Consider the following 25260-nt stretch of genomic DNA (forward strand, 5'->3'; position numbering starts at 1 on the left):
TGCGTCGCGGTTCGCGCAATGCATGGCGAGAACTGAACTGAGGAGATGCTGACTATGGGCTCCTACGTCGCGCGCCGCCTGCTGCTGATGCTGCCCACGCTGCTGGGCGTGCTGCTGCTGAACTTCGTGGTGATCCAGTTCGTGCCGGGCGGGCCGGCCGAGCAGCTGCTGGCCCAGCTCACCAGCCAGGAGGCGCGCGCCGCCGGCGGGCCCGGCGTGCGCGCGCTGGACCCGCAGCAGATCGCCGAGGTGAAGGCGCTGTACGGCTTCGACAAGCCCGCGCCAGAGCGCTTCGTGCAGATGCTGCGCCAGTACGCCACGTTCGACCTGGGCAAGAGCTTCATGCAGCACAAGACGGTGGGCGAGCTGATCGTCGAGAAGCTGCCGGTCTCGATCAGCCTGGGGCTATGGACTTTCTTCATCAGCTACCTGATCGCCGTGCCGCTGGGCGTGGCCAAGGCGGTGCGGGCGGGCTCGCGCTTCGACTTCGTCACCACGCTGATCGTGCTGGTGGGCTACGCCATTCCGGGCTTCGTGCTGGGAGTGGCGCTGCTGGTGGTCTTCGGGGGGCAGCTGCAATGGTTCCCGTTGCGCGGGCTCACGTCACCCAACTGGAGCGACCTGAGCCTGGGCGGCAAGATCGTGGACTACCTGTGGCACATCACGCTGCCCGTCACCGCCATGGTGCTGGGCAGCTTCGCGGTGACGGCGATGCTGACCAAGAACAGTTTCCTGGAGGAAATCCGCAAGCAGTACGTGCTGACGGCGCGCGCCAAAGGGCTGTCGGAGCGGCAGGTGCTGTGGAAGCACGTGTTCCGCAACGCGCTGATCCCCATCGTCACCGGCTTTCCGGCGGCCTTCATCGGGGCCTTCTTCACCGGCTCGCTGCTGATCGAGACGCTGTTCTCGCTCGACGGCCTGGGGCTGCTCAGCTATGAAAGCGTGATCCGGCGCGACTATCCCGTCGTGCTGGGCACGCTGTTCCTGTTCACCCTGATCGGCCTCGTGACCAAGCTCATCAGCGACCTGTGCTACGTGTGGGTGGATCCGCGGGTGAAGTTCGATTGATGCCATGCATCAGCTTGAGCCATTTAACGAGGCGCACACGGTTAGCTTCGAGCTTCCCGTCACTATTGAAGCAGCGTCGGTCAGCCCAGGAGTGCACGAGCAGAAGCAGCGTGAAGCGACTGCTGCATGCTGTGAGTGGAATGCGGTGCTTGATGCACATGACGGCTCGTTTGCCGACCAATACTCACCGCTCTGACCCGAGTCTGACTGATTTACTCGATTGTCATACAATGCATGACATTGCTTTTCCGAGGAATCTAACCATGCGCGTCAACGCACGTTTCGAAGGCGAAGCCGAACAGCAGCTCAACTATCTGGCCGAGGTCACCGGCCTGGGCGTGAGCGAGGTGCTGCGCACCAGCGTGCAGCACTACTACGACCAGATGCGGGCGCAGCGCGGGGGCCTCATGCACTTCGCGGCGTTCGTCGGCCAGGGCCGCAGCGGCCGCGGCGACGTGGCGGGCAGCTACAAGGCGCGCCTGGCCGAAGGGTGGGGCGACAAGCACCACGGGCGCGTGCTGGCGGTGCACGAGCCGGTCACGCCCTACAAGGTGCGGCCGGCCGCCCCCAAATCCACCAAAGGCCGCGCGTGATCATCGCCGACGCCGGCTTCTTCTACGCCCTGGCCGACGCCGACGACGCCTGGCACGGCCGCGCCGCGCGGGCGCTGGACACGCAGGACGAGGGCTGGGTCACCACCTGGCCGGTGCTGACCGAGGCCACGCACCTGCTCACCCGCTGGATCGGCACCGATGCCGCCCAGGCCCTGCTGCGCGACGTGGCGGCCGGCGGCATCGCCGTCTGGCAGTGGGACGCGCCCCAGACCGAGCGGCTGGCGCACCTGATGGAGCGCTACGCCAGCCTGTCGATGGACCTGGCCGACGGCTCGCTGGTGCTGCTGGCCGAGCACCTGGGCCACGGCCGCATCCTGACCACGGACGAGCGCGACTTCGGCGCCTACCGCTTCAAGAGCCGCGAGCCGTTCCAGAACCTGCTCGCCGAAGGCGCGCATGGCTGACGCGCCCAGCCTCTCGCCCGCGCGCCGCGCCTGGCTGCGCTTCAAGCGCAACCGGCTGGGCTTCTGGAGCCTGGTCGTCTTCTGCGCGCTGGTGCTGCTGAGCCTGGCGGCGGAGGTCGTCTCCAACGACAAACCGCTGCTGGCGCGCTACGACGGGCGGTTCTATGTCCCCATCATCAAGACCTACCCCGAGAAGACCTTCGGCGGCGACTTCGACACCGAGACGGACTACCTCGACCCCTTCATCCGCCAGCAGTTCGCCAAGCCCGGCAACTGGGCCGTCTACCCGCTCAACCCTTACGGCCCCGGCACCCTCAACTACTTCGCCAAGTCGCCCAACCCGGCGGCGCCCTCGGCCGACAACTGGTTCGGCACCGACGACCGCGGGCGCGACCTGCTGGCGCAGCTCATCTACGGCTTTCGCGTCAGCGTGCTGTTCGCACTGGCGCTCACCGCCATCGGCGTGCTGCTGGGCATAGCGGCCGGCGCCGTGCAGGGCTTCTTCGGCGGCAAGACGGACCTGGCCTTCCAGCGCTTCATCGAGATATGGGGCGCCATGCCCGAGCTGTACCTGCTGATCATCTTCAGCGCCATCCTCTCGCCCAGCGTCGGGCTGCTGCTGGTGCTGCTCAGCCTGTTCGGGTGGATGGGCCTGTCGGACTACGTGCGCGCCGAGTTCCTGCGCAACCGCCAGCTCGACTACGTCAAGGGCGCGCGCGCCCTGGGCGTGCCCAGCCGGCAGATCATCTGGCGCCACATCCTGCCCAACAGCATGACGCCGGTGGTCACCTTCCTGCCGTTCCGCATGAGCGCGGCCATCCTGGCGCTGACCTCGCTCGACTTCCTGGGCCTGGGCGTGCCGCCCGGCACCCCCAGCCTGGGCGAGCTGCTCAGCCAGGGCAAGAACAACATCGACGCGTGGTGGATCTCCCTCAGCACCTTCGGCGTGCTGGTGCTCACGCTGCTGCTGCTCACCTTCATGGGCGACGCGCTGCGCGACGCGCTCGATCCGCGAAAGGCCGACCGGTGATGCATTTTTACAAGCCAAATCGGCCTCCAGCGCCCGTCCAGAAAGCGCTGGCAGCTATCGATTCGAGAGTATGCCGATGAGCGCGCCCCTGCTCGACGTGCGCGGCCTCAGCGTCGCCTTCGGCGCCAAGACGGTGGTGGACGAGGTGTCCTTCGCCATCGCGCCGGGCGAGAAGCTCGCTCTGGTGGGCGAATCCGGCTCCGGCAAGACGGTGACCGCGCTGGCGCTGCTGCGCCTGCTGCACGACGCGCGCACCACCGGCAGCGCCGTCTTCGACGACGGCCAGGCCGCGCGCGACCTGCTGGCGCTGCCCGAGCGGGCGATGCGCGGCCTGCGCGGCGACGACATCGCCATGATCTTCCAGGAGCCGATGACGGCGCTCAACCCGCTGATGACGGTGGGCGAGCAGATCGCCGAGGTTTTGAGGCTGAAACGGGCTCTATCGCCCGCCCAATCAGCGCAGGCAGCTATCGATTTGTTAGCAAAGACCGGCATCCCCGAGCCCGCGCGGCGCGCCGGCGCCTACCCGCACCAGCTCTCCGGCGGCCAGCGCCAGCGCGCCATGATCGCCATGGCCCTGGCCTGCGAGCCCAAGCTGCTGCTGGCCGACGAGCCGACCACCGCGCTCGACGTCAGCCTGCGCGGCCAGATCCTCGACCTGCTGGACGAATTGCAGCGCGCCAACGGCATGGCCGTGCTGATGATCACGCACGACCTGCAACTGGTGCGCCGCTTCGCCGACCGCGTGGCCGTGATGCAGCACGGCCGGCTGGTGGAGCAGGGCGCCACCGCGCAGCTCTTCGCCGCGCCGCAGCACCCGTACACGCGGAAGCTGATGGCCAGCAAGCCCGAGCGCGACGTGGTCGAGGCGCCGCCGGAAGCCGCCGAGCCGCTGCTGTCGGCGCGCGACCTGCGCGTCACCTACCCGGTGCCGCTGCCCGGCGTGCGCGGCTGGTTCAAGAAAGGCGCCTTCGTGGCGGTGCAGGGCGCCAGCTTCGCCATCCCGCCTGGCCGCACGCTGGGCGTGATCGGCGAGTCCGGCTCCGGCAAATCGACACTGGCGCAGGCCGCGCTGGGGCTGCTGCCGGCTGCCACCGTGGGCGGGCAGCTCGCCATCGGCGGCCGCGCCTGGCAGCACCGGCCCGCCGCCGACAAGCCGCTGCGCCGCACGGTCCAGGTGGTGTTCCAGGACCCGTTCTCGTCCCTCTCGCCGCGCATGGCGGTGGAGGAGATCGTCGGCGAGGGCCTGCGCGTGCACGCGCCCGAGCTGCCCGCGCCCGAGCGCGCCCGGCGCGTGCAGGCCGCGCTGGCCGAGGTCGGCCTGACGGAGGCGCAGTTCCCCGGCCTGCTGGCGCGCTACCCACACGAGTTCTCCGGCGGCCAGCGCCAGCGCATCGCCCTGGCGCGCGCGCTCATCGTCGAGCCCGCGCTGCTGGTGCTGGACGAACCCACCAGCGCGCTCGACGTCACCATCCAGAAGCAGGTGCTCGCGCTGTTGCAGCGCTTGCAGCGCGAGAAGCACCTGAGCTACCTGCTGATCACGCACGACGTGGCCGTGGTGCAGGCCATGGCGCACGAGGTCGTGGTGCTGAAGGACGGCGAAGTGGTTGAATCCGGCCCCGCCGCCCAGGTGCTGGGCCACCCGCGCCACCCGTATACGCAGCGGCTGCTGGCGGCGGCTTGAGTCGGCCCGCCGTGCATCCCGGATCCAGAGGAAAAGCCCCCCGGCGGGCTGGCTGATAATCGGCCGCGTGCCTGATGCCCGATCCCTGTTCACCGCCTGGCGGCCCAGCCCCTTCCTGCGCTTCAGCGCCGGGCTGCATGTCTTGGCCGCGGCCGGCGCGCTGCTGGCGCCGGCGCACTGGGCCTGGTGGCTGGGCCTGATCGTGGCCGACCACCTGGTGCTGGCCACGGCCGGCCTGTGGCCGCGCAGCCGCCTGCTCGGCCCCAACCTGACGCGCCTGCCGCCGGCCGCCGCCGCGCGCGGCGAAGTCGCGCTGACCTTCGACGACGGCCCCGACCCCGCCGTCACCCCCCAGGTGCTGGCGCTGCTGGAGGCCGCCGGCGCGCGCGCCACCTTCTTCTGCGTCGGCGAGCAGGTGCGGCGCCACGCCGCGCTGGCACGCGAGATCGTGCGGCGCGGCCACCGCATCGAGAACCACACCGCCTCGCACCCCCTGCTCTTCGCCGCCTACGGCCGGCGCCGGATGGCCGAGCAGGTGGAGGGCGGCCAGCGCGCCATCGCGGAGGTGACCGGCCGGGCGCCCCGCTTCTTCCGCGCCGTGGCGGGCCTGCGCAACCCGTGGCTGGACCCGGTCCTGGCCCGGCAGGGCCTGCGCCTGGCCGCCTGGACGCGTCGCGGCTACGACACGCGCAGCAGCGACGCCGACGCCGTGCTGGCGCGCCTGACGCGCCGCCTGGCGGCCGGCGACGTGCTGCTGCTGCACGACGGCCACGCCGCCCGCACCCCGGCCGGCCAGCCCGTGGTGCTGGCGGTTCTGCCGCGCCTGCTGGCGCTGCTGCGGGCCCGGGGCCTGCGCAGCGTGGCGCTGGCCGACGCGGTGGACGAGGGCGCCGCGCCCCGGTGGCGGGAGCAGGCCGCATGACGGTCCAGCAGCGCGGCGCCCTCACGAGGTCGCAGTTGCCCCAGGGCGTGCCTGCGCTGCCGCCAGCGCGCTCGGCCGCGGTGCGGACGCTGCAACGCGCGCTGGTGGATGCCGCCAGCCTGCGCTACCGCGAGGGCGGCCGGGGCCGCTTCGCCTACCACTTCGCGCGCGGCAAGCTGGGCGGCGACCCGATGTTCATCGAACTGCTGCGCCAGGGCGCCTTCCCGCCGCTGGCCGAGCCGGGCGGGCGCTTCCTGGACCTGGGCAGCGGCCAGGCCGTGCTGGCCTCGTGGCTGCTGGCGGCGCGCGCGCGCTTCGACGCCGGCCGCTGGCCCGCCGGCTGGCCCGAGCCGCCCCGCGTGGCCCGGTTGCGCGCGCTGGAGCTGATGCCCGCCGACGCGGCGCGCGGCCAGGCCGCGTTCGCTGGCGAGCCGCGCGTGCGTGTGGAGCGCGCCGACATCCGCCAGGCCGGTTTCGGCCTGGCCGACGTGGTGACCATCCTTGACGTGCTGCACTACCTCGCCCCGGACGCGCAGGACGACGTGCTGCGCCGCGCGCGCGCCGCGCTGGCCCCGGGCGGCGTGCTGGTGATGCGCGTGGGCGATGCCGCCGCCGGCCTGCCGTACCGCCTGAGCCACTGGGCCGACCAGGCCATCACCCTGGTGCGCGGCCACGGCTGGTCGCATCTGCACGGCCGCACGCTTGACCAGTGGCAGGCCGCCTTGCACGCGCTGGGGTTCGAGGTGCGGTCCGTGCCCACGCCGGGCGGCCTGCCGTTCGCCAACACCATGCTGATCGCGCACACATGAGCATGCCGCTGGCGCTCAGCGCCTACACCGCCACCACCGCGCTGGGCGTGGGCTGCGCGCCCCTGCTGGAGGCGCTGCGAACCGGGCGCAGCGGCCTCAAGCCGTGCGACTTCGAGTCCGCCGCCCTGGCGACCTGGATCGGCGAGGTGCCCGGCGTGGACGACGTGCGCCTGCCCGAGCCCCTGGCGGCCTACGACTGCCGCAACCACCGGCTGGCGCTGCTCGGCCTGCGCGCCGACGGCTTCGAGGCGGCGGCGCGCGCGGCCATCGCGCGCCACGGGGCCGAGCGCGTGGCGCTGGTGCTGGGCTCCAGCACCTCCGGCATCCTGTCGGCCGAAGCCGCCTACCGCGAGCGCGACCCCGAGGGCGCGCTGCCCGCCTGGTTCGACTACCGCGCCACGCACAACACCGGCGCGCTCACCAGCTTCGCGCGCGATCTGCTCGGCCTGCGGGGGCCGGCCTTCACGATATCGACCGCCTGCTCGTCGTCGGCCAAGGCCTTCGCCGCCGCCGACCGGCTGATCCGTGCCGGCCTGGCGGACGCCGCCGTCGTCGGCGGCGTGGACAGCCTGTGCCTGACCACGCTGTACGGCTTCTCATCGTTGGAATTGACCTCGCCCGAGCCCTGCCGGCCCTGTGATGTGAATCGCCAGGGCCTGTCGATCGGCGAAGCGGCGGCCTTCGCGCTGCTGGAGCGCACCGATGTCGCGGGCCGCATCGTGCTGGCCGGCTGGGGCGAGTCCAGCGACGCGCACCACATGTCGGCGCCGCACCCCGAGGGCCGCGGCGCCCGCGCGGCGATGCGGCAGGCGCTGGCGCAGGCCGGGCTGGCGCCCGCCGACATCGGCTACCTCAACCTGCACGGCACGGCGACGCCGGCCAACGACCTGTCGGAGGGCCTGGCCGTGGCGGCCGAATTCGCCGCGCACCCCGGGCTGCCGTGCAGCTCCACCAAGGGGATGATGGGCCACACCCTGGGCGCGGCCGGCGCGGTGGAGGCGGTGGTCGGCGCGCTGGCGCTGGCGCATGGCCTGCTGCCCGCCAGCGTGGGCACGCGGACGGCGGACCCGGCCATTCCGGTTCAAGTCATTTCAGCCCCGCAGCGCGCGCCAGACCTGCGGCACGTGCTATCGAATTCATTCGGCTTCGGCGGCAGCAACGCCAGCCTGATCCTCTCACGCGGGGAAAACGCATGAGTGCACTGCGCGTCTGGATCGAAGGCGTCGGCATCGTCGCGCCGGGCCTGAACGACTGGCCTTCGGCCGCCGCGGTGCTGCGCGGCGAGCAGCCCTATGCCGCCGCGCCCACCGCCTTGCCGGCGCCCGAACTGCTGCCGGCCGCCGAGCGCCGGCGCGCCAGCCGCATCGTCAAGGCCACGCTCGCGGCGGGCCTGCAAGCCTGCCGGCAGGCTGGGCGCGAGCCGGCCAGCCTGGCCAACGTGTTCGCCAGCTCCGGCGGCGACGGCCACAACTGCCACGCCCTGTGCGAGCTGCTGGCGACGGGCGACCGGCAGATTTCGCCCACGCGCTTTCACAACTCGGTGCACAACGCCGCCTCGGGCTACTGGTCCATCGCCACCGGCGCCACGCCGGCGGCCCAGGTGCTGTGCGCCTACGACGCCAGCTTCGGCGCCGGCCTGCTGGAGGCCATGGTGCAGGTCGAAGCCGGGGGCCAGCCGGTGCTGCTGGTGGCGGGCGACAGCGAATACCCGCCGCCGCTGCACGCCAAGCGGCCGATCCAGGACACCGCCGCGCTGGCCCTGGTGCTGGCGCCCGCGCCCGGCGCCCGGCCGCTGGCCGAGCTGCGCCTGCTGCGGCGCGGCGCCTTCGCCGATGGCGTGCCCACCTCCTTGCGGGACGTGGCGCCTGGGGTGGACGCGGCGCTGGCTGCCGGCGTGGCCGCCATGCCCTCGCTGAGCGGGCTGCCGCTGCTGGCGGCGCTGCTGGGCACGCCCGGCCAGGGCCGGACGGTGGCGGTCGAATACCTGCCGCCGCAGGTGCTGCGGGTGGACGTCGAACCCCTCGCATGACCGCAGCAGCCACGGCCCCGCGCGACGACGCGGTATTCCAGCAGGCCGCCGGCCAGGGCCGCGACTGGATCGCCGCGCGCGTGCCGCACCAGGGGCGCATGTGCCTGCTGGACGGCGTGCTGCGCGCCGACGCCGGCGGCCTGAGCTGCCGCACCCTCAGCCACCGCGATGCCGACCACCCCATGCGCCAGGGCGGCCGGCTGGGCGCGGCCTGCGGCATCGAATACGCGGCGCAGGCCATGGCGCTGCACGGCGCGCTGGCGGCCGAGGCGCGCGGCGCGGTGCGGCCGAAGCGCGGGTTCCTGATCAGCGTGCGCTCGGTGGCGCTGCACGTGTCGCGCCTGGACGACGTGCCGGGCGAGATCACCGTGCAGGTGCGCGCCGACGCCGACAACGGCGACCACAGCGTCTACACCTTTTCCCTCAGCGCCGGCGCGCGATGCCTGGTGGAAGGCCGGGCGGTCGTGATGCTGGACGCGCCTTCATCCTCTTCATCATGAGCCTCGACGATTCCAAGCCGCCCCGGCGCGCTTTGGTGACCGGCGCCAGCGGCGCCATCGGCGGCGCCATCGCGCACGCGCTGGCGGCGCAGGGCCTGCACGTGCTGGCGCACGCCAACGCCAACCCGGCTGGCGCCGAGGCCGTCGTGGCCGGCATCCGCGCGGCGGGCGGCAGCGCCGAGGCGCTGGTGTTCGACCTGACTGACGCCGACGCCTGCGCCCAGGCGCTGGAGGCGGCGCTGCAGGCCGGCCCGATCCAGGTGCTGGTGAGCAATGCCGGCGCGCACGCGGACGCCGTGTTCGCCGGCATGACGCCGGCGCAGTGGCAGCGCGTGATCGACGTCAACCTGAACGGCTTCTACAACGTGGCGCAGCCGCTGATGCTGCCCATGCTGCGCACGCGCTGGGGCCGCATCGTGGCCATCAGCTCGGTGGCCGGCCAGGCGGGCAACCGCGGCCAGGCGAACTACGCGGCGGCCAAGGCGGGGCTGCACGGCGCGGTGAAGTCGCTGGCGCTGGAATGCGCCAGCCGGGGCGTCACCGTGAACGCCGTGGCGCCGGGCATCATCGCCAGCGAGATGAGCGCCGGCGCCTTCGACGAGGCGGCCATCAAGCGCCTCGTGCCCATGCAGCGCGCCGGCCAGCCGCGCGAGGTGGCCGACCTGGTGGCCTTCCTGTGCGGCGACCAGGCGGCCTACGTCAGCGGCCAGGTGATCGCCATCAACGGCGCGCTGTATTCAGGCTGAAGGATCTCGAAAAATGCAGGAAGTGGAGGTCCACAGGGCCGAGGCGGTGCTGTTCTTCACACTGCTGCAGTTGTGCGTGATCGTGCTGGCGGCGCGGGCGGGCGGCGCGCTGGCGCGCCGCCGGGGGCAGGCCGCCGTGGTCGGGGAGATCGCGGTCGGCATTCTGCTGGGGCCCTCGCTGCTGGGCTGGATCGCCCCCGGCGCCTTCCGCTACGTGTTCGGATCGGCGCCGGGCGAGCCGATGCAGGTGCTCTCGCAGCTGGGGCTGATCCTGCTGATGTTCCAGATCGGGCTGGAATTCGACTTCGGCCACCTGACCGAGCGGCGCAACCGCCGCGCGGTGCTGTGGGTGGCCGTCGCCAGCCTGTTGGTGCCGTTCGGGCTGGGGCTGGCGTTCGGCTGGGTCAGCGCGCCGGTGCTCTCGCCCAAGGCGGACCCGATGGCCTCGGCGCTGTTCGTGGCCACGGCGTTCTCGATCACGGCGCTGCCGGTGATGGGCCGGATCCTGATCGAGCTCGGCCTGACGCGCCGCCCCCTTGGCGTGATCGCCGTCAGCGCGGCCGGCATCAACGACGTGGTGGGCTGGCTGCTGCTGATGCTGGTCAGCACGCTGGCGGTGGCGCGGTTCCAGGGCGGCGCGTTCGCGCTCAACGTGGCCCTGGTGCTGGGCTTCGCCGCGCTCTGCTGGTGGGTGGCGCGGCCCCTGCTCAAGCGTGTGGTGCGCTGGGCGCAGCGCGGCGCGGGCGACGACCCCCTGCCCGACCACCTGCTGGGCCTGCTGATCGCGGCCATCTTCGTTGCCGGGATGACGACCTACCAGCTGGGTATCTTCGCCATCTTCGGCGGCTTCGCCCTGGGTGTGCTGCTGCACGACGAACGGAGCCTGGCGGCGGCCTGGAAGCAGCGCATGGGCCAGTTCGTCACCGTGTTCTTCGTGCCCATTTTCTTCACCTACACCGGGCTGCGCACCGACGTCGGCGGGCTGGACACGCCCGCCCTGTGGGGCTGGTGCGCGCTGCTGGTGCTGCTGGCCACGGCGGCCAAGTTCGGCGCCGCCTACCTGGCGGCGCGCGGCGCCGGCCAGCCGCGCGCCGAATCGCTGGCGCTGGGCATCCTGATGAACACGCGGGGATTGATGGAGCTGGTCGTCGTCAACGTCGGCTACGACCTGGGCGTGATCTCGCGGAACATGTTCACCATGCTGGTCGTCATGGCCCTCTTCAGCACCGTGATCACCTCGCCGCTGCTCCGGCGCTGTCTGCCGCGTTTTGCGCCGAGCAGTTGAATGCTTCTAAAAATATAGCTGCCAGCGTTTGATGGACGGGCGCTGGAGGCTGATTTCATTCATATTGCCGGCGGGCCGCGATGCGCCGCCACAGCAGCAGCGGCAGGCGCAGCAGAAAGCCCAGGAACAGCCGCGTGTGCATCCAGGTCAGCAGGGCGTTGTCGCGCAGATACTTGAAGTGCGAGACCCCGCCTTCCTCGGCCGAGAAGTAGCGCACCGGTGCCGGCAGGTTGACAGCGGGCACGCCGGCCCAGGCCAGGCGCACGGCGGCCTCGGGGTCGAAGTCGAAGCGGCGCATGAAGCGCTGCCCGCGCATCACCCGCATCAGCGGCGCGATCGGGTAGACGCGAAAGCCGTACAGCGAATCGCCGATGCCCGCGCCCAGCGTCTCCAGGCTGGCCCAGCCGTTGGACACCTTGCGCCCCAGCACGCGGATGCGCGGCGCCTCGGCGCCGAATTGCGGCACGCCCAGCACCATGGCCCGCGGCGCCGCCTGCGAGGCGGCCATGAAGCGCGGGACCAGCCCGGCCGGGTGCTGCCCATCGGAGTCCATGGTCAGCACGTGGGTGAAGCCCTCGCGCGCCGCCTGCTCGATGCCGTGCAGCACGGCCGCGCCCTTGCCGCCGTTGCGCGCCAGTTCCAGCACGCGCAGGCCGGGGTCGCGGACGGCCTGCGCGCGCAGCCACTCGGCGCTGCCGTCGGTGCTGCCGTCCACCACCACCCACACCGGCGACCAGTGCGCGCGCGCCTGGCGCACCGTGTCGTGCAGCTTCGCGCCCGGGTTGTAGCTGGGGATGAGCACCAGGTGGGTGGGCGAGTGAACTGGCGCGGCAGCGTTGGTCATGAGGGGCGGGCACGGGTGCCGGGCGCCTGTGCCGGCTGGGGCGCGACGGAGAGTTCGCGGCCGAGCAGGGCGCGGATGTCGGCGCCGAACTGGTGGGCGTTGGCGGGGCTGACTTCCAGCCGCGCCACGTGACGGACCCTGACCGACAGCGGCAGGCGCGGCGGGTGCCACAGCGGCCAGCGCTTGCCCAGGTAGGGCGTGCTCATCTCGATCGCCAGCACCTGCACCGGCGCGCCGGCGCGCGCGGCGATCAGGCCGGCGGTGGCGCCGCAGGGGCCGACCGGCGGCTCGGCGGTGCGCGTGCCCTCGGGGAAGATGATCAGCCGCGCGCCATGCTGCAACTCGGCGATGGCGCGCCGGATCATCGGCAGCGGCGCATCGTTCACGATGTAGCGCGCCATGCGCGCGCCGGCGCCGAGCAGCAGGTTGTTCATCAGGCCGGCCTTCATGATGCAGACCGCATCGGGCAGGTGCGACACCAGCAGCACGGCGTCCAGCAGCGACGGGTGGTTGGCCACCACGACCATCGGGCCCGGCTGGCGCGCCAGCCCGTCGAGCGCCTTCAGGTCGAACCGGCACCCGCACAGCAGGCCCAGCAAGGCGACGTACAGCCGGAACCCGGTCTGGATCGCCCGGCGCCCGACGCGCCTGCCCGCGGCGGGCGGCAGCAGCGGGCCCAGCACCAGCGCGAACGGCGTCCAGGCCAGGCAGATCAGCGCCAGCAGCCCAAGCCCCAGCGGCATGGCCAGCAGTTCGGCCGCGCGGCGCAATGCTCCGGCAATGGCCCTCATGCGCGCGGTGCCGCCCCGGCGTCGTCCAGCGGGCGGGTGTCGCGTGCGCGCCGCAGCCCGGCCTGCGGCGGGTGCCGGCCTGGGCCGATACGGGCGGCGTCAGCGCCGTGTGTTCTGCATGTGGCGGATCGTTCTTTCATGAATTCCTCGGCGGCTCAATCCTTGCGCGCGTCGATTCTTGCACTGCGCCCTGTATCAAGGCGTGTCGCGCTGGTGCGCAGCGACCACCAGCCTGCCACGGCGCCCAGGGCGCCGCCCGCGAGCACGTCGATCAGCAGGTGCTGCTTGATCGCCATCGTGGAAAACACGATGCCGGCGCACCACCCCTGGTTCGCCAGCATCGCCCAGCGCGGCGCGCCGAGTCGGCGCAGCATGCGGTGCAGCCACAGGCCGGACAGGACCGCCGCGGCCACGTGCAGCGAAGGGCAGGCGTTGCCGTTGTCGTCCACCGCGTACAGCGTGGCGAACAGCGCGCCGCCCTCCGGCCGCTGGCCCGCCGCCACGGAAACCGACGTCGGCGCCAGGTAGAAAATGATCAGGCCCACGGCGCACAGCAGGCCGATCGTCCAGCCGTAGAACGCCAGACTGCGCAGATCCGGCTGCAAGGCGACGGGCAGCGCCGTGTATACCCAGAGCGAAAGATACAGGCCGACGGCCCAGGGCTGGAAGCCGACCCAGTGGTCGATCGAAGTCGCCGGAATCTGGATGACCGTTTGGGCCGGATGCTGCTGGATCGCCAGGTAGAGTTGAAAGAACACGATCAGGAAAACGACGTTGCCCAGGGCCTTGAGCCAGGCGAGCTTGCGGATTCGCCGCCACGCCTCGGACAACCAGGACGTTGGCCTTGCCTGGTTCATGCGGGCTTGCCCTCGCGGGTCGACCACGCCATGGCCAGCAGCAGCGCCAGCAGGGCGCCAGGCCCGACGGTGGCCCCGATGGCATGCAGCACCGGCACCTGGGACCAGGCAAGAATGCCGAAGCCGATCATCGTCGAGACGTTCGCCAGTGCCAATGACGACAGCGCCGTCGCCCGGGCTTCGGCGCCCGCGGAGTTGGCCGTGGCCTGGGTGGCCGAGAATCCGCGGTCGAAGAACAGCGCGTAGTTCGAGCCCACCGCCACTGTCAGCAGCAGCCCCACCAGATGGAGCAGCGTGAGCCGCGTGCCCGAAAGCACGTGCCCCGCCATCACCAGCACGACCGCGGCGGCCAGCGGAAGCAGCACGCGCAACACGCGCCGGGGATCGCGCAGGGCGAGGGCCAGCAGCAGCACGACGCCGGCAATGCCCGCGCTGGTGAACACCAGCGCTTCGTCCAGGTACTGTCCGAACATCTGCGTGGCCTGCGCATCGAGATCCAGGAAGAACGCATCCGGCAAGCCCTCGGCCCCGGCCAGGGCCTGATCGACCTGGCGCCGAATTTCGGCGGCGCGGCCTGCGTCGGCGGATTCGGGCAATGCCAGCGGCATGAGCGCCGACCAGCCGTCGCTCCGGCGCAGCAGCAGGGTCTGCACGGCAAAGGCGAAGCTCGAGCCGCGCAGGGTGTCGGCGGTGATGGGCGGTTCCTCGCGCGCCTGAAGGACATCGCGCACGAAGGGCTCCAGCCGCTGCGGCTGCACCGGGAGGGCCTGGGTCGCCTCCCGCAGCCTGCCGCGCAGCGCCGGCTCGTCCGGCAGCGCGGCGCGGCGTGCCGCCTGTGTGGCAGCGCTGGGCAGGAACTGGGCCGGGCTGTTGACGCGCTGGATGTCGCCGCGCGCGATCAGCGGCGACAGCAGGGATTCGGCACGCTCGGCGGCGTGCAGGGCGCCATCGGCGGTGGGCGCGGACACCACGACCATGTAGCGCAGGTCGGGCGCTCCGGCGTCGCGCCGCAGGCGCTCGTCGAGCTTTTGCAGATCCATCGGCGCCGGATTGAGCCCGGCCAGCCCCTCCGACCACAACCGGTCGCGGTGGAGCAGCACCACGGCGAGCGCCAGCGCGGTCAGCGCGAAAGCCAGCCAGCGCAGCCGCTGCGCCCAGCGCAGCACGCCGGCCATGCGTGCGCCCAGCCAGCGGATGCTGGAGACCGGCGCGGGGTTGGTGGACAGGGCGGGCAGCACGAATCGGGTGACGGTCGCCGCCGTCAGCAGCCCAGCCATCGAATACAGGCCCAGCTGCGCCAGGCCAGGAAAGCTGGAGAACATCAAGGCGGCAAAGCCGCAGACGGAGGTGGCCACACCCAGACGGATGGTGGGCCAGTAGTTTCGCCGCCACTGCTCGCCGCTGCCCGACTGGACCAGGTAATAGATGCTGTAGTCGAGCGTTTCTCCCAGCAGCGTGGTGCCGAAGCCCACCGTGACGGCGTGGACGGCGTCGAAGCCCAGCGCCACGGCCGCCACCGCCACCAGAATGCCCGACGCGACCGGCAGCAGGCCGATGACGACGTTGCGCAGCGAGCGGTAAAACAGCGCCATCAGCGCCAGAATGCTCAGTCCGCCGTAGAGCGAAAGGCGCTCGATCTCGCCGCGGATGGTCTGTCGGGCTTCCACCGAGAACACCGGTGTCCCCGACATCGACAACCGCAGGTCGGCGCTGCCCGGGGCTTGCCCGAACGCTGCCCGGATCCGCCCCAGCACCTGCTCCTGCGCGTCGGTGTCCGCGCCCGCCGCACGGGTCATGGCGATCAGCAAGGCGGTTTGGCCGTCGGGCGAGGTCCACACGCCATCCTGGCTGCCGGGTACGTGGCCGCCCGACATCCGTTCGATCAGCGCCGGCAGCTCGCCGGTGGGATCGCGCGGAAAAATGGCTTTCAGCAACAGGCCGGCGGAGCCGCCCAGGTTGTCGATCGAGCCCTGGATGGCCTGCCGCAGCCCCTGGGCGGTGAAGCGGTCAGGGGTGACGTGGGGGCTGAGGGCGTAGCGGTACCGCAGCAGGAGGGCGTGGTCCTCGCCGGATTGCGCGGCATCGCCATTGATGACGCTGGCGATGGTGTCGTCGCGGCGCAGACTGTCCGCCAGCGCGCGGGACGCCTGGGCACGGGCCTCGGACGAGCCGCCTTCGATGCCCATCAGCACCATGCGCGACAGCGCGCCGTCCTTGATCTGGTCCACCAGCAGGCGCTGGCGCGCGTCGGGGTTGGCGGGCAGGAAGGCCGACATGTCGGTGCTGAAGCGGCTGCCGACCACCACGGCCGCGGATGCCAGCAGCAGCAGGAACCACAACGCCAGCGCCCATCGCGCGCGTGGGGCCGCCGGCGACCGATGAACGCGGGGCACCGGCACGTCAGCGCGCCGCGGGCGCGACCGTGATCAGCGACTTGTCGCCGTCGGCCTGGAGGGTTTCGACAGCCTTCACGGCGTTGCCGCTGCCGCTGACAATGATCTGCCTGACCCAGCGGAACATGCGCTCGTCCAGCGGCGTCATGATCAACTGCCAGCTTTGCTCGGACCCCCTCAGCGCCAGCGCGTAATGCTGTTGCAGCAGTTTCTGGTTGCCGACCAGCGTGCCGCGCAGGGCTTCGATGAACGCCAGCACCTCGGGGTACTGCGACAGGCGAAGCTCGCGCTTGACTTCATCCCGCGTGACCGTCAAGCGGTTGCCCTCGATCACCAGCGATTCGGGCCTGGGCTTCAGCGTGTGCTTTTCCAGTCGGTCCGGCGGCTGGTAGACCAGCTCGCCCGTGCTGACGACCGGCTTGTCCAGCACGGACAGGGTCTTCGTTTCCGTGAACTGCACGCGCCCCGACGGGTGATTGGCCAGCAGTTGCATCAGGGCGGGCACGTCCCACGGCGCGGCGCTTGCCGGGCCAGTCAGCCCCCCCAGGCAAGCACCGAGAAGGATGGCTCGTCTAATCATGCGAGGCATTCCAGAAGTCATAGAAATTGAACCAGTTCCATGGCGCCGCCTGGCACCGCTCCTGCAGCAGGGCTGCGAAACGCTGCACGGCATGTTCAATGGCGGCTTCGCGTTCGTCCGGGGCGACGCCACGGAAGTCAGCGATGGACTCGAAACAAAGATGGTATCGGTTTCCCCCGAGGTACGAGCCGGCCATGAACACCACCGGTGCCCGCAGCAGGGCGGCCAGCCGAAAGGGCCCGACGGGAAACGGCGCCGGGTCGCCGAGGAACTCGACGCGCCGCTCCTTGCCCTGGTCGTCCTTCAGGCTGCGGTCGGCGAGGATGCCGACGCATCCGCCGGCGTCCAGATGGTCGCGCACGCGCAGCAGGGCATCGCCGCGTCCCAGGGCGATGACGTGGTCCTTGACCGACGGGTTGATGGCCGCCAGCGTCTGCGTCACCATCCTCGCGTTCTCGGTGTACATCAGCATGCGCACGTCCAGCCCGTGACGGTCGCCCAGCATGCGCAGGGCTTCGAAACTGCCGAAGTGCGCGCCCATGAAGACGATGCCCCGTCCGGCGCGGCGGTATTCGGCCAGGAGCTCGCTCCCCTGGATGGGCGCGTCGAACAGGTCGGACCGGCCGCACAGCCAGTAGACCCGGTCATGAATCACCGTCGCGAAGGCCAGCACGTGCCGGAAACCGTCACGGATGGTGGCGCGCCGGCCGAGGACGCGGCGCAGGTAGTCCTTGCTGGCGCGCCTGGCCGCCGGCGCGAACAGGACGAAGTAGGCGGCGATGGGGTAGAGCACCAGCCTGCTGGCGCGCCGGCCCAGCCGCAGGGACAGCCAGGTCATTAGCCGGAGCACGGCCATGGAGCTGCGTTCCGGACGCCGGGTCCAGGTGCTCGCCTTGGGGGGATCGGGGGAATCGGTCAAGCGCATGTCCTGGCGGCCAGCCTCAGCACACCCGAGACCGCCGCTTGCTCGCCGTGCAGAGCGGCAAAGCGAATCTGCCCGGGCTCGACGAGGGCGCGGATTTCCAAAACGGCGTCCGGCGTCAGCGCCGCCGTGAACTTGGCGCTGCGCACCGCGAGCACACGCACCGCGCAGACCGATTCCAGCCGCTCGATCACTCCATCGAGCACGTAGGCGCCAGGCAGCACGACGTGGCCGGGGAAATGGCCGTCGAAACGCCCCGGCGCGGCATCGGCGCGCCATTCGGCCAGCATCGGCCAGGCCATTGGCGAGGCCGCCGTCACAGGTGTGAATCCGGGGATCGGAGCGCGCGGTACAGCGCCGCGACTTCCGTGGCCAAGACCTTGCCCGTCGCGTTGCGGGGCAGGGCGTCGATTTTCAGCAGCGGCCGGGGCAGGAAAGCCGGGTCGATGCGCTGCCGCAGCGCCTTCACGATCTGCACCGCCTCCACGCCGGGTGCGACCACCAGCGCGGCGAGGCGGCACACGCCGCCCGCGTCGGCCGCACCGTCTTCCGGCGGCAGCAGAAAACACCCGTCTGCAACGCCCTCGATCGACCGTAAGTGGACATTGAGCGCGGCCAGCGAGGTGCGCTTGCCCGCGATGTTGACCATGTCCGCGTGCCGCTCGCCCAGTGTGAAGCAATCGCCGTTGAGGTCATCGATGTGGTCCGACAAGGGCACGCGGCCTTCGACGTGGTCCCCGAACACCCAGGCGCTTCCGTCCTGCAGCGCCATGCCCAGCCCGGGCAGCAGTTGCCATGCCGCGCTGGCCGTGGTCCGGCGGCTGGCCACCTGGCCACTTTCCGTGCAGCCGTAGATTTCCACCAGCGGGCAGTCGAACACGGCTTCGGCCCTGTGCGCCAGCGCCGTGGACAGCGGCGCGGTGGCGCAGAGCACCAGGTCGCAGGGCGGCATCTGCATGCCGGCATCGACCACGGCGGCCAGATGGAACGGCGTGGTCACGAGCATCCGGCGCCTGGGCATCGCCTGGATCGCCGCCGCCACGTCGGCGGGGTAGAAGGGCCTTTGGCGCCACACACTCGCGCCACCGTGCAGCGCCAGCAGGACGCTCGATTCGAACCCGTACATGTGCTGGGCCGGCACGGTCGCCGCGATGGTCAGCCCGCCCGCATTCAGGCGCTCGGCTTCCGACGCCGCGTTGGCGCACAGACGCCCCCAGTGCTTGGCGTGTGCGGTGGGCTCGCCCGTGCTGCCGGAGGTGAACACGACCGCCGCGACCTGATCCCCCGCGATGGCGGGCACGGACACGTCGCGCGCGGGCTGCCGCGGGCCGATGGGGGCCATTCGCCATTCAGGCAGGCCATCGGCGCGCTGGCCACCGTCGTGCAGGCAGATGACGTCGGGGTAGCGCTCGCGGATCTGGCGCAGGGTGGCCGGCGTGAAGCTCGACGGCATCAGCGTGATCCGCCCCGTGGCCAGGCAGGCGCCGAACCCCACCATGAACAGATAGCGGTCATGGCAAGTATTGACGACATGCCGGCCCGGTGGCAACGCCGCTGCCAGGCGCTGAACATCTTCATGGAACTGCCCCGCCGTGATGACGCCACCGGGGCCGCAGGCGAGGGGCTCGGCGGCAGCATGCCGGCTCAGGGGATACGCTGCGGTCATCGTGGGCGCCCCGATGCGCGCGCCCCGGACTGCGCATCGAGTCGGGCGCGCACGGCCTGCCAGGTGCCGGCCAGTCCAACGCGGTCCTTGGGCGGCAGGAACAGGCTGCGGGCCGCGTTCTCGATCAGGAACACAGCGCCCGTCAGCATTGGACAGAGCAAGGCCGAGAACAAAGTCCATGTGGCCGGGGCGCAAACCACATAAACCATGATGGAAGCGAATGCAAGGCTCCCGAAGAAGACGGCCCAGACCAGCGTGACCTGGCGCGTGTACCGCAGCAGGCGTGGGCAGTTCATGTCTTCGTGGACCCAGCCGGCCATTTCCGTGCACAGCGGCGTGCGCGCCGGCAGCAGGCTGCGGCTGAACAGCCAGCACAGGCCCGCGTGGACACCCACGTGATCCACCAGGTACAGCAGGCGAAAATTGGCCAGCAGGTGATTCCACGACAGCGCGAGCGCCGCCAGCACCAGCGCCAGGGGCAGCAGCGCCACCGTCCGGCGCGCGAGCCCTTGGCGCGCATCCAGCACCTGCCCTGCGCCGACGCCGGCGAACCAGACGAATGGGAACGCCGCGAGCAGCACCGTCAGTCCCGAGGGACGGCGGCTGGTCCAATAGACGGCGGCGGCGTAGGCAGCGACCCCCGCCACCAGCAGAACCAGGCGCCAGGGCGGTGGCGACTGGCGGATTCCCGGCGGCATGACCGCTCTCACACCGTGCGGTGCTCAGCGATGTGCCGCGCCAGGGCGCGCAGCGACGCGTAGATGGCCTGGTTGTTCTCGTCGTCCGCGCGCAACTGAAAGCCGTATTTCTTGGATACGGCCAGCGCGAGTTCCAGGATGTCGATGGAATCGAGGCCGAGCTCATCCCCGTACAGCGGCGCGTCGCGATCGATCTCCTCAGGCGCGAGTTCCAGGTTCAGCGCGGTCACCAGGAGTTGGGCCACTTCGAGAATCAGGGCATCGTCGGCGGAGGAACTGGGCATGCTCATGGGGACATTCAGAATCATCGAAGGCAAAAATTATCGCCGAAGAGCCCGGTTTTCCTGAACCATGTTCTGGTCGGCGAAACCCGGCGCCCCGAGGGCTGGCCGGCCATCAGGGAAATGCCTGCTCATGGTAGAATAGGCGCAATTCACGACCAGACGGGCGGGTTCTCACCGCCCATTTTTTTTGGTCGATCGAGATTGTGGCGGGCAGCGCAACGGACAACGTGACACTTCAGCAAACGATCAGCGGCACCGTGCAGGGGCTGGGCTTCGACCTGGTGGAAACCGAGCGTTCCGCCGGTGGCTTGCTGCGCGTCACCATCGATCATCCTTGGTCGCCCGGCATGGCACGCAGCTTGCCGGTGACGGTGGAGGACTGCGAGCGCGCCACGCGCCAGTTGCAGTACGCGCTGGAGGTCGAGGGCGTGGACTACCGGCGGCTGGAAGTGTCCTCGCCCGGCATCGACCGGCCGCTGCGCCACGTGCAGGATTTCGAACGCTTCGAGGGCGAGGTGGTCGATCTCGTGCTGAAGGCGCCGATCGGCGCCGCGGCGGCCGGCCAGGTCGCCGCCAATCGGAAGAAGTTCCGCGGCGTGCTGCAACAGACCGGGATTGGCTGGCGGATCGTCTGGCGCGACGAGCCGGCGGCCAAGCCAGGCCAGCGCGTCAGCGCCAAGCGGACGCCGGCGCCCGAGCAGGCGCTGGACTTCGCGCTGGACGAGCTGCAGTCGGCACGGCTGGCGCCGATGGTGGATTTCAAGGGCCGCGTCCCGCGAGGCGGCGAGGCAGGGTAAGTATTGGAGTTGATGCAATCATGAACCGCGAACTGTTGATGCTGGTGGAGGCGATCTCGCGCGAGAAGAACGTCGAGCACGACGTGGTGTTCGGCGCCGTCGAGGCGGCGCTGGCGCAGGCCGCCAAGAAGCTGTACGAGGGCGAGGTGGATCTGCGCGTGGCGATTGACCGCGACACCGGCGACTACGAGACCTTCCGCCGCTGGCACGTGGTGCCCGACGAGGCCGGCCTGCAGCTGCCCGACCAGGAAATCCTGCTGTTCGAGGCCAGGGAGCAGATCCCCGACATCGAGGTCGACGAGTACATCGAGGAGGGCGTCGAGTCCGTGCCTATCGGCCGCATCGGCGCGATGGCGGCCAAGCAGGTCATTTTGCAGAAGATCCGCGACGCTGAACGCGAGATGCTGCTCAACGACTTCATGAGCCGCGGCGAGAAGATATTCACCGGCACCGTCAAGCGCATGGACAAGGGCGACATCATCGTCGAGTCCGGCCGCGTCGAGGGGCGCCTGAAGCGCGGCGAGATGATCCCCAAGGAAAACCTGCGCACCGGCGACCGCGTGCGCGCCATGATCATGGAGGTGGACCTGACGCTGCGCGGCGCGCCCATCCTGCTGTCGCGCTCGGCGCCCGAGTTCATGATCGAGCTGTTCCGCAACGAGGTGCCCGAGATCGAGCAGGGACTGCTGGAGATCAAGAGCTGCGCGCGCGACCCTGGCAGCCGCGCCAAGATCGCCGTGCTCAGCCACGACAAGCGCGTGGACCCGATCGGCACCTGCGTGGGCGTGCGCGGCACGCGCGTGAACGCCGTCACCAACGAGCTGGCGGGCGAGCGCGTGGACATCGTGCTGTGGTCCGACGACCCGGCGCAGTTCGTCATCGGCGCGCTGGCGCCGGCCAACGTCTCGTCCATCGTGGTGGACGAGGAAAAGCACGCCATGGACGTGGTGGTGGACGAGGAGAACCTCGCCATCGCCATCGGCCGCGGCGGCCAGAACGTGCGCCTGGCTTCCGACCTGACGGGCTGGAAGATCAACATCATGGACGCCGACGAATCGGCCCAGAAGCAGGCGCAGGAAACCGGCAGCGTCCGCCAGCTCTTCATGGAGAAGCTGGACGTGGACGAAGAGATCGCCGACATCCTGATCGAGGAGGGTTTCACCAGCCTGGAGCAGGTAGCCTACGTGCCGATCGAGGAGATGCGCGAGATCGAGTCCTTCGACGAAGACACCGTGGAAGAACTGCGCGCCCGCGCCAAGGACGCGCTGCTGACCATGGAGATCGCGCGGGAGGAAAGCGTGGAGGCGGTATCGCAGGATCTGCGCGACCTGGAGGGCCTGACGCCCGAACTGATCGGCAAACTGGCCGGTGCCGGCGTGCAGACGCGCGACGACCTGGCCGACCTGGCCGTGGACGAATTGACCGAGATCACGGGGCAGTCCGACGACGACGCCCGAGCCTTGATCCTTAAGGCGCGCGAACACTGGTTCGCGGATCAGGCGTAAGGATCATGGAAACAAGCACCGCATATGACGAACACCACCGTTGCCGAATTCGCGAACGAACTCAAACGCCCCACGGACGCATTGCTTGAGCAATTGCACGCCGCCGGCGTGGCCAAGCACTCGGCGTCCGACGCGCTGACCGACAGCGACAAGCAGAAGCTGCTGAGCTACCTGCAGGCCAGCCACGGCACTTCCGGCGCCGCGCGCAAGAAGATCACGCTGACCAAGAAGACCACCAGCGAGATCAAGCAGGCCGATGCCACCGGCAAGGCACGCACCATCCAGGTCGAGGTGCGCAAGAAGCGCACCTTCGTCAAGCGTGACGACGAACTGGCCGCGCCGGACGTGGCGTCCGAGCCGCCCGCGCCGGTGGCCGAGCCCGCGCCCGCGCCCGCCACGCCGGTGGCACCCGTGGTCGACGCCGCCGAGCAGGCGCGGCGTGAGGACGAAGCGCGCCGCCAGGCCGAGCTGCTGCGCCGCCAGGAAGAAGACGCGGCCGAGAAGCGCCGCCTGCGCGAGGAACAGGAGCGCGCTGCCGCCCTGGCCGCCGCGCCCGAGCCCGAGCCCGAGCCGACCCCGGCGGCCGAAGCGCCGCCGCCCGTGCCGCCCCAGCCCGTGCCACCGGCTCCAGCAGAAGCCGCACCGGCGGCGCCCGCACCCGCGCGCGGCCCCGAGGACGAGGCCGCGCGCGCGCGCGAGCAGGAGGCCAACCGCCGCAAGGCGCTGGCCGAGGCCGAGGCGATCCGCGCCATGATGAGCGCGCCGCGCAAGGTGCTGGTGGCCAAGAAGCCCGAGGAAAAGAAGGCCGACGGCCTCAAAGGCACGCTGCACAAGCCGGCCGCCGGCGCCGCGGGTGCGGCCAAGGCCGGTGCCGCCGCGCCGTCGGCCAACAAGGAAGTCAAGTCCGCCAAGCTGTCGTCGAGCTGGGCCGGCGATCCGGCCAAGAAGAAGGGCATCCCGACCCGGGGCGATTCCAGCGGCGGCCGCGGCGGCTGGCGCGGCGGCCCGCGCGGGCGCCGCGGCGAGCGCGACCGCGACGACCACCACGCCGCCGCCGTGCCGGCCGAGCAGCGCGTGATCGAGGTGCACGTGCCCGAGACCATCACCGTGGCCGAGCTGGCGCACAAGATGGCCATCAAGGCCAGCGAGGTCATCAAGGCGCTGATGAAGATGGGCCAGATGGTCACCATCAACCAGCCGCTGGACCAGGACACGGCGATGATCGTGGTCGAGGAAATGGGCCACACCGCCGTGGTCGCCGCGCTGGACGACCCGGAGGCGTTCACCGAGGAAGAGGTGCAGGCGCAGGCCGCCGACGCGCTGCCGCGCCCGCCGGTGGTCACCGTCATGGGCCACGTGGACCACGGCAAGACCTCGCTGCTGGACTACATCCGCCGCGCCAAGGTGGCGGCGGGCGAAGCCGGCGGCATCACCCAGCACATCGGCGCCTATCACGTGGAAACGCCGCGCGGCGTGGTGTCGTTCCTCGACACGCCGGGCCACGAGGCGTTCACCGCCATGCGGGCGCGCGGCGCGCAGGCCACCGACATCGTCATCCTGGTGGTGGCGGCCGACGACGGCGTGATGCCCCAGACCAAGGAAGCCATCAAGCACGCCAAGGCGGCCGGCGTGCCGATCGTGGTCGCCATCAACAAGATCGACAAGCCCGACGCCAACCTCGAGCGCGTGCGCAGCGAGCTGGTCGCCGAAGAAGTGGTGCCCGAGGAGTTCGGCGGCGAATCGCCCTTCGTCCCCGTGTCGGCCAAGACCGGCCAGGGCGTGGACGACCTGCTGGAGCAGGTGCTGCTGCAGGCCGAGGTGCTGGAGCTGAAGGCCCCGATCGAGGCCGCCGCCAAGGGCCTGGTGATCGAGGCCAGCCTGGACAAGGGGCGCGGCCCCGTTGCCACCGTGCTGGTGCAGTCCGGCACGCTCAAGGTGGGCGACGTGGTGCTGGCCGGCCAGACCTCCGGCCGCGTGCGCGCCATGCTTGACGAGAACGGCAAGCCGGCCAAGGAAGCCGGCCCGTCGATTCCGGTCGAGATCCAGGGCCTGACCGACGTGCCCCAGGCCGGCGACGATTTCATGGTGATGGCCGACGAGCGCCGCGCGCGCGAGATCGCCACCTACCGCGCCGGCAAGTTCCGCAACACCAAGCTGGCCAAGCAGCAGGCCGCCAAGCTGGAGAACATGTTCGCCGACATGACGGCGGGCGAGGTCAAGACGCTGCCCATCGTGCTCAAGGCCGACGTGCAGGGCTCGCAGGAGGCGCTGGCCGCCTCGCTGCTCAAGCTCAGCACCGACGAGGTCAAGGTGCAGATGGTCTACACCGGCGTCGGCGGCATCAGCGAGAGCGACATCAACCTGGCGATCGCCTCCAAGGCCATCGTGATCGGCTTCAACGTGCGCGCCGACGCCGGCGCCCGCAAGCTGGCCGAGGGCAACGACGTCGATATCAAGTACTACAGCATCATCTACGACGCCGTGGACGAGCTGAAGACCGCCATGTCCGGCATGCTGGCGCCCGAACGCCGCGAAGAGGTCATCGGCCATGCCGAGATCCGCACCGTGTTCGTGGCTTCCAAGATCGGTACCGTGGCGGGCTCCTACGTCACCAGCGGCGTGGTGCGGCGCGACGCGCACTTCCGCCTGCTGCGCGACAACGTGGTGATCTACACGGGCGAGATCGAGTCGGTCAAGCGCATGAAGGACGATGTGAAGGAAGTCAAGGAAGGCTTCGAGTGCGGTATCAAGCTGAAGAACTACAACGACATCAAGGAAGGTGATCAGCTGGAGGTCTTCGAGATCAAGGAGATCGCCCGGACGCTCTGAGGG

At 70.8% G+C, this 25260-nt stretch carries 26 protein-coding genes; 16 read left to right on the forward strand and 10 right to left on the reverse strand.

Annotated elements, in window-relative coordinates; genetic code table 11:
• Positions 1–54: 54 nt before the first annotated feature.
• The 13 genes from QM772_RS00915 to QM772_RS00975 all read left to right on the forward strand — a co-directional run bounded on the left by QM772_RS00915 (position 55) and on the right by QM772_RS00975 (position 11091).
• Positions 55–1068 carry a microcin C ABC transporter permease YejB gene (locus tag QM772_RS00915; protein ID WP_415133250.1) on the forward strand — a complete coding sequence of 338 codons (1014 nt, stop codon included), beginning with the start codon at positions 55–57 and terminating at the stop codon, positions 1066–1068.
• Positions 1069–1072: 4 nt separating this feature from the next.
• Positions 1073–1264, forward strand: a complete 192-nt coding sequence (locus tag QM772_RS00920; protein ID WP_415133251.1) for a hypothetical protein — start codon at positions 1073–1075, stop codon at positions 1262–1264.
• Between the two features lie 67 nt (positions 1265–1331).
• Positions 1332–1661 carry a hypothetical protein gene (locus QM772_RS00925; protein ID WP_415133252.1) on the forward strand — a complete coding sequence of 110 codons (330 nt, stop codon included), beginning with the start codon at positions 1332–1334 and terminating at the stop codon, positions 1659–1661.
• On the forward strand, positions 1658–2086 hold the full coding sequence (locus tag QM772_RS00930) for a type II toxin-antitoxin system VapC family toxin (RefSeq protein WP_415133253.1): 429 nt from the start codon (positions 1658–1660) through the stop codon (positions 2084–2086). The genes QM772_RS00925 and QM772_RS00930 overlap by 4 nt, the downstream gene beginning before the upstream one ends.
• On the forward strand, positions 2079–3116 hold the full coding sequence (locus QM772_RS00935; RefSeq protein WP_415133254.1) for an ABC transporter permease: 1038 nt from the start codon (positions 2079–2081) through the stop codon (positions 3114–3116). The genes QM772_RS00930 and QM772_RS00935 overlap by 8 nt, the downstream gene beginning before the upstream one ends.
• A gap of 70 nt (positions 3117–3186) precedes the next feature.
• Positions 3187–4800 (forward strand): ABC transporter ATP-binding protein, encoded by a 1614-nt coding sequence (locus tag QM772_RS00940; protein WP_415133255.1) that lies wholly within the window; start codon positions 3187–3189, stop codon positions 4798–4800.
• 67 nt (positions 4801–4867) lie between these two features.
• On the forward strand, positions 4868–5722 hold the full coding sequence (locus tag QM772_RS00945) for a polysaccharide deacetylase family protein (RefSeq protein WP_415133256.1): 855 nt from the start codon (positions 4868–4870) through the stop codon (positions 5720–5722).
• Positions 5719–6531: a methyltransferase domain-containing protein gene (locus tag QM772_RS00950; RefSeq protein WP_415133257.1), complete on the forward strand. Its 813-nt coding sequence runs from the start codon at positions 5719–5721 to the stop codon at positions 6529–6531. Before QM772_RS00945 ends, QM772_RS00950 begins: the two co-directional genes overlap by 4 nt.
• Positions 6528–7727, forward strand: coding sequence for a beta-ketoacyl-[acyl-carrier-protein] synthase family protein (locus QM772_RS00955; protein ID WP_415133258.1), 1200 nt, complete (start codon positions 6528–6530; stop codon positions 7725–7727). Before QM772_RS00950 ends, QM772_RS00955 begins: the two co-directional genes overlap by 4 nt.
• Entirely contained in the window at positions 7724–8560 is an 837-nt protein-coding gene (locus QM772_RS00960; protein ID WP_415133259.1) for a beta-ketoacyl synthase chain length factor, read from the forward strand. The genes QM772_RS00955 and QM772_RS00960 overlap by 4 nt, the downstream gene beginning before the upstream one ends.
• Positions 8557–9060 carry a 3-hydroxylacyl-ACP dehydratase gene (locus QM772_RS00965; protein WP_415133260.1) on the forward strand — a complete coding sequence of 168 codons (504 nt, stop codon included), beginning with the start codon at positions 8557–8559 and terminating at the stop codon, positions 9058–9060. The genes QM772_RS00960 and QM772_RS00965 overlap by 4 nt, the downstream gene beginning before the upstream one ends.
• Positions 9057–9806, forward strand: coding sequence for a 3-oxoacyl-ACP reductase FabG (fabG, locus tag QM772_RS00970; RefSeq protein WP_415133261.1), 750 nt, complete (start codon positions 9057–9059; stop codon positions 9804–9806). Before QM772_RS00965 ends, fabG begins: the two co-directional genes overlap by 4 nt.
• A 13-nt stretch (positions 9807–9819) precedes the next feature.
• A complete protein-coding gene (locus QM772_RS00975; protein WP_415133263.1) occupies positions 9820–11091 on the forward strand; it encodes a cation:proton antiporter in 1272 nt (423 codons plus the stop codon).
• A gap of 55 nt (positions 11092–11146) precedes the next feature.
• Here QM772_RS00975 and QM772_RS00980 read toward each other — a convergent pair whose 3' ends face one another.
• The 10 genes from QM772_RS00980 to QM772_RS01025 all read right to left on the reverse strand — a co-directional run bounded on the left by QM772_RS00980 (position 11147) and on the right by QM772_RS01025 (position 20132).
• Complete coding sequence (locus QM772_RS00980) at positions 11147–11935, reverse strand: glycosyltransferase family 2 protein (RefSeq protein ID WP_415133265.1); 789 nt, start codon at positions 11933–11935, stop codon at positions 11147–11149.
• Positions 11932–12726, reverse strand: coding sequence for a lysophospholipid acyltransferase family protein (locus tag QM772_RS00985; protein ID WP_415133267.1), 795 nt, complete (start codon positions 12724–12726; stop codon positions 11932–11934). Before QM772_RS00985 ends, QM772_RS00980 begins: the two co-directional genes overlap by 4 nt.
• 155 nt (positions 12727–12881) lie before the next feature.
• A complete protein-coding gene (locus QM772_RS00990; RefSeq protein WP_415133269.1) occupies positions 12882–13583 on the reverse strand; it encodes a phosphatase PAP2 family protein in 702 nt (233 codons plus the stop codon).
• Positions 13580–15976, reverse strand: coding sequence for an MMPL family transporter (locus tag QM772_RS00995; protein ID WP_415133271.1), 2397 nt, complete (start codon positions 15974–15976; stop codon positions 13580–13582). Before QM772_RS00995 ends, QM772_RS00990 begins: the two co-directional genes overlap by 4 nt.
• 7 nt (positions 15977–15983) lie before the next feature.
• Complete coding sequence (locus tag QM772_RS01000; protein WP_415133273.1) at positions 15984–16556, reverse strand: LolA-related protein; 573 nt, start codon at positions 16554–16556, stop codon at positions 15984–15986.
• Positions 16549–17481, reverse strand: coding sequence for an acyl-CoA synthetase (locus tag QM772_RS01005; protein WP_415133274.1), 933 nt, complete (start codon positions 17479–17481; stop codon positions 16549–16551). Before QM772_RS01005 ends, QM772_RS01000 begins: the two co-directional genes overlap by 8 nt.
• A complete protein-coding gene (locus tag QM772_RS01010; RefSeq protein WP_415133276.1) occupies positions 17472–17780 on the reverse strand; it encodes a hypothetical protein in 309 nt (102 codons plus the stop codon). Before QM772_RS01010 ends, QM772_RS01005 begins: the two co-directional genes overlap by 10 nt.
• 14 nt (positions 17781–17794) lie before the next feature.
• Positions 17795–19144 (reverse strand): AMP-binding protein, encoded by a 1350-nt coding sequence (locus QM772_RS01015; RefSeq protein ID WP_415133278.1) that lies wholly within the window; start codon positions 19142–19144, stop codon positions 17795–17797.
• Positions 19141–19842, reverse strand: a complete 702-nt coding sequence (locus tag QM772_RS01020) for a hypothetical protein (RefSeq protein WP_415133280.1) — start codon at positions 19840–19842, stop codon at positions 19141–19143. The genes QM772_RS01015 and QM772_RS01020 overlap by 4 nt, the downstream gene beginning before the upstream one ends.
• A gap of 8 nt (positions 19843–19850) precedes the next feature.
• Positions 19851–20132 (reverse strand): phosphopantetheine-binding protein, encoded by a 282-nt coding sequence (locus QM772_RS01025; protein WP_415133282.1) that lies wholly within the window; start codon positions 20130–20132, stop codon positions 19851–19853.
• Between the two features lie 221 nt (positions 20133–20353).
• Here QM772_RS01025 and QM772_RS01030 point away from each other — a divergent pair, with 221 nt between their 5' ends.
• The 3 genes from QM772_RS01030 to infB are packed head-to-tail and all read left to right on the forward strand — an operon-like array spanning position 20354 to position 25257.
• Positions 20354–20923 carry a ribosome maturation factor RimP gene (locus QM772_RS01030; protein ID WP_415133284.1) on the forward strand — a complete coding sequence of 190 codons (570 nt, stop codon included), beginning with the start codon at positions 20354–20356 and terminating at the stop codon, positions 20921–20923.
• A 20-nt stretch (positions 20924–20943) separates the two neighbouring features.
• Positions 20944–22428 carry a transcription termination factor NusA gene (nusA, locus tag QM772_RS01035; RefSeq protein WP_415133286.1) on the forward strand — a complete coding sequence of 495 codons (1485 nt, stop codon included), beginning with the start codon at positions 20944–20946 and terminating at the stop codon, positions 22426–22428.
• A 24-nt stretch (positions 22429–22452) separates the two neighbouring features.
• Positions 22453–25257 (forward strand): translation initiation factor IF-2, encoded by a 2805-nt coding sequence (gene infB / locus QM772_RS01040; RefSeq protein WP_415133288.1) that lies wholly within the window; start codon positions 22453–22455, stop codon positions 25255–25257.
• Positions 25258–25260: the final 3 nt, after the last annotated feature.

It is taken from the genome of Ottowia sp., from assembly GCF_047601385.1.
GTDB lineage: Bacteria > Pseudomonadota > Gammaproteobacteria > Burkholderiales > Burkholderiaceae_C > Ottowia.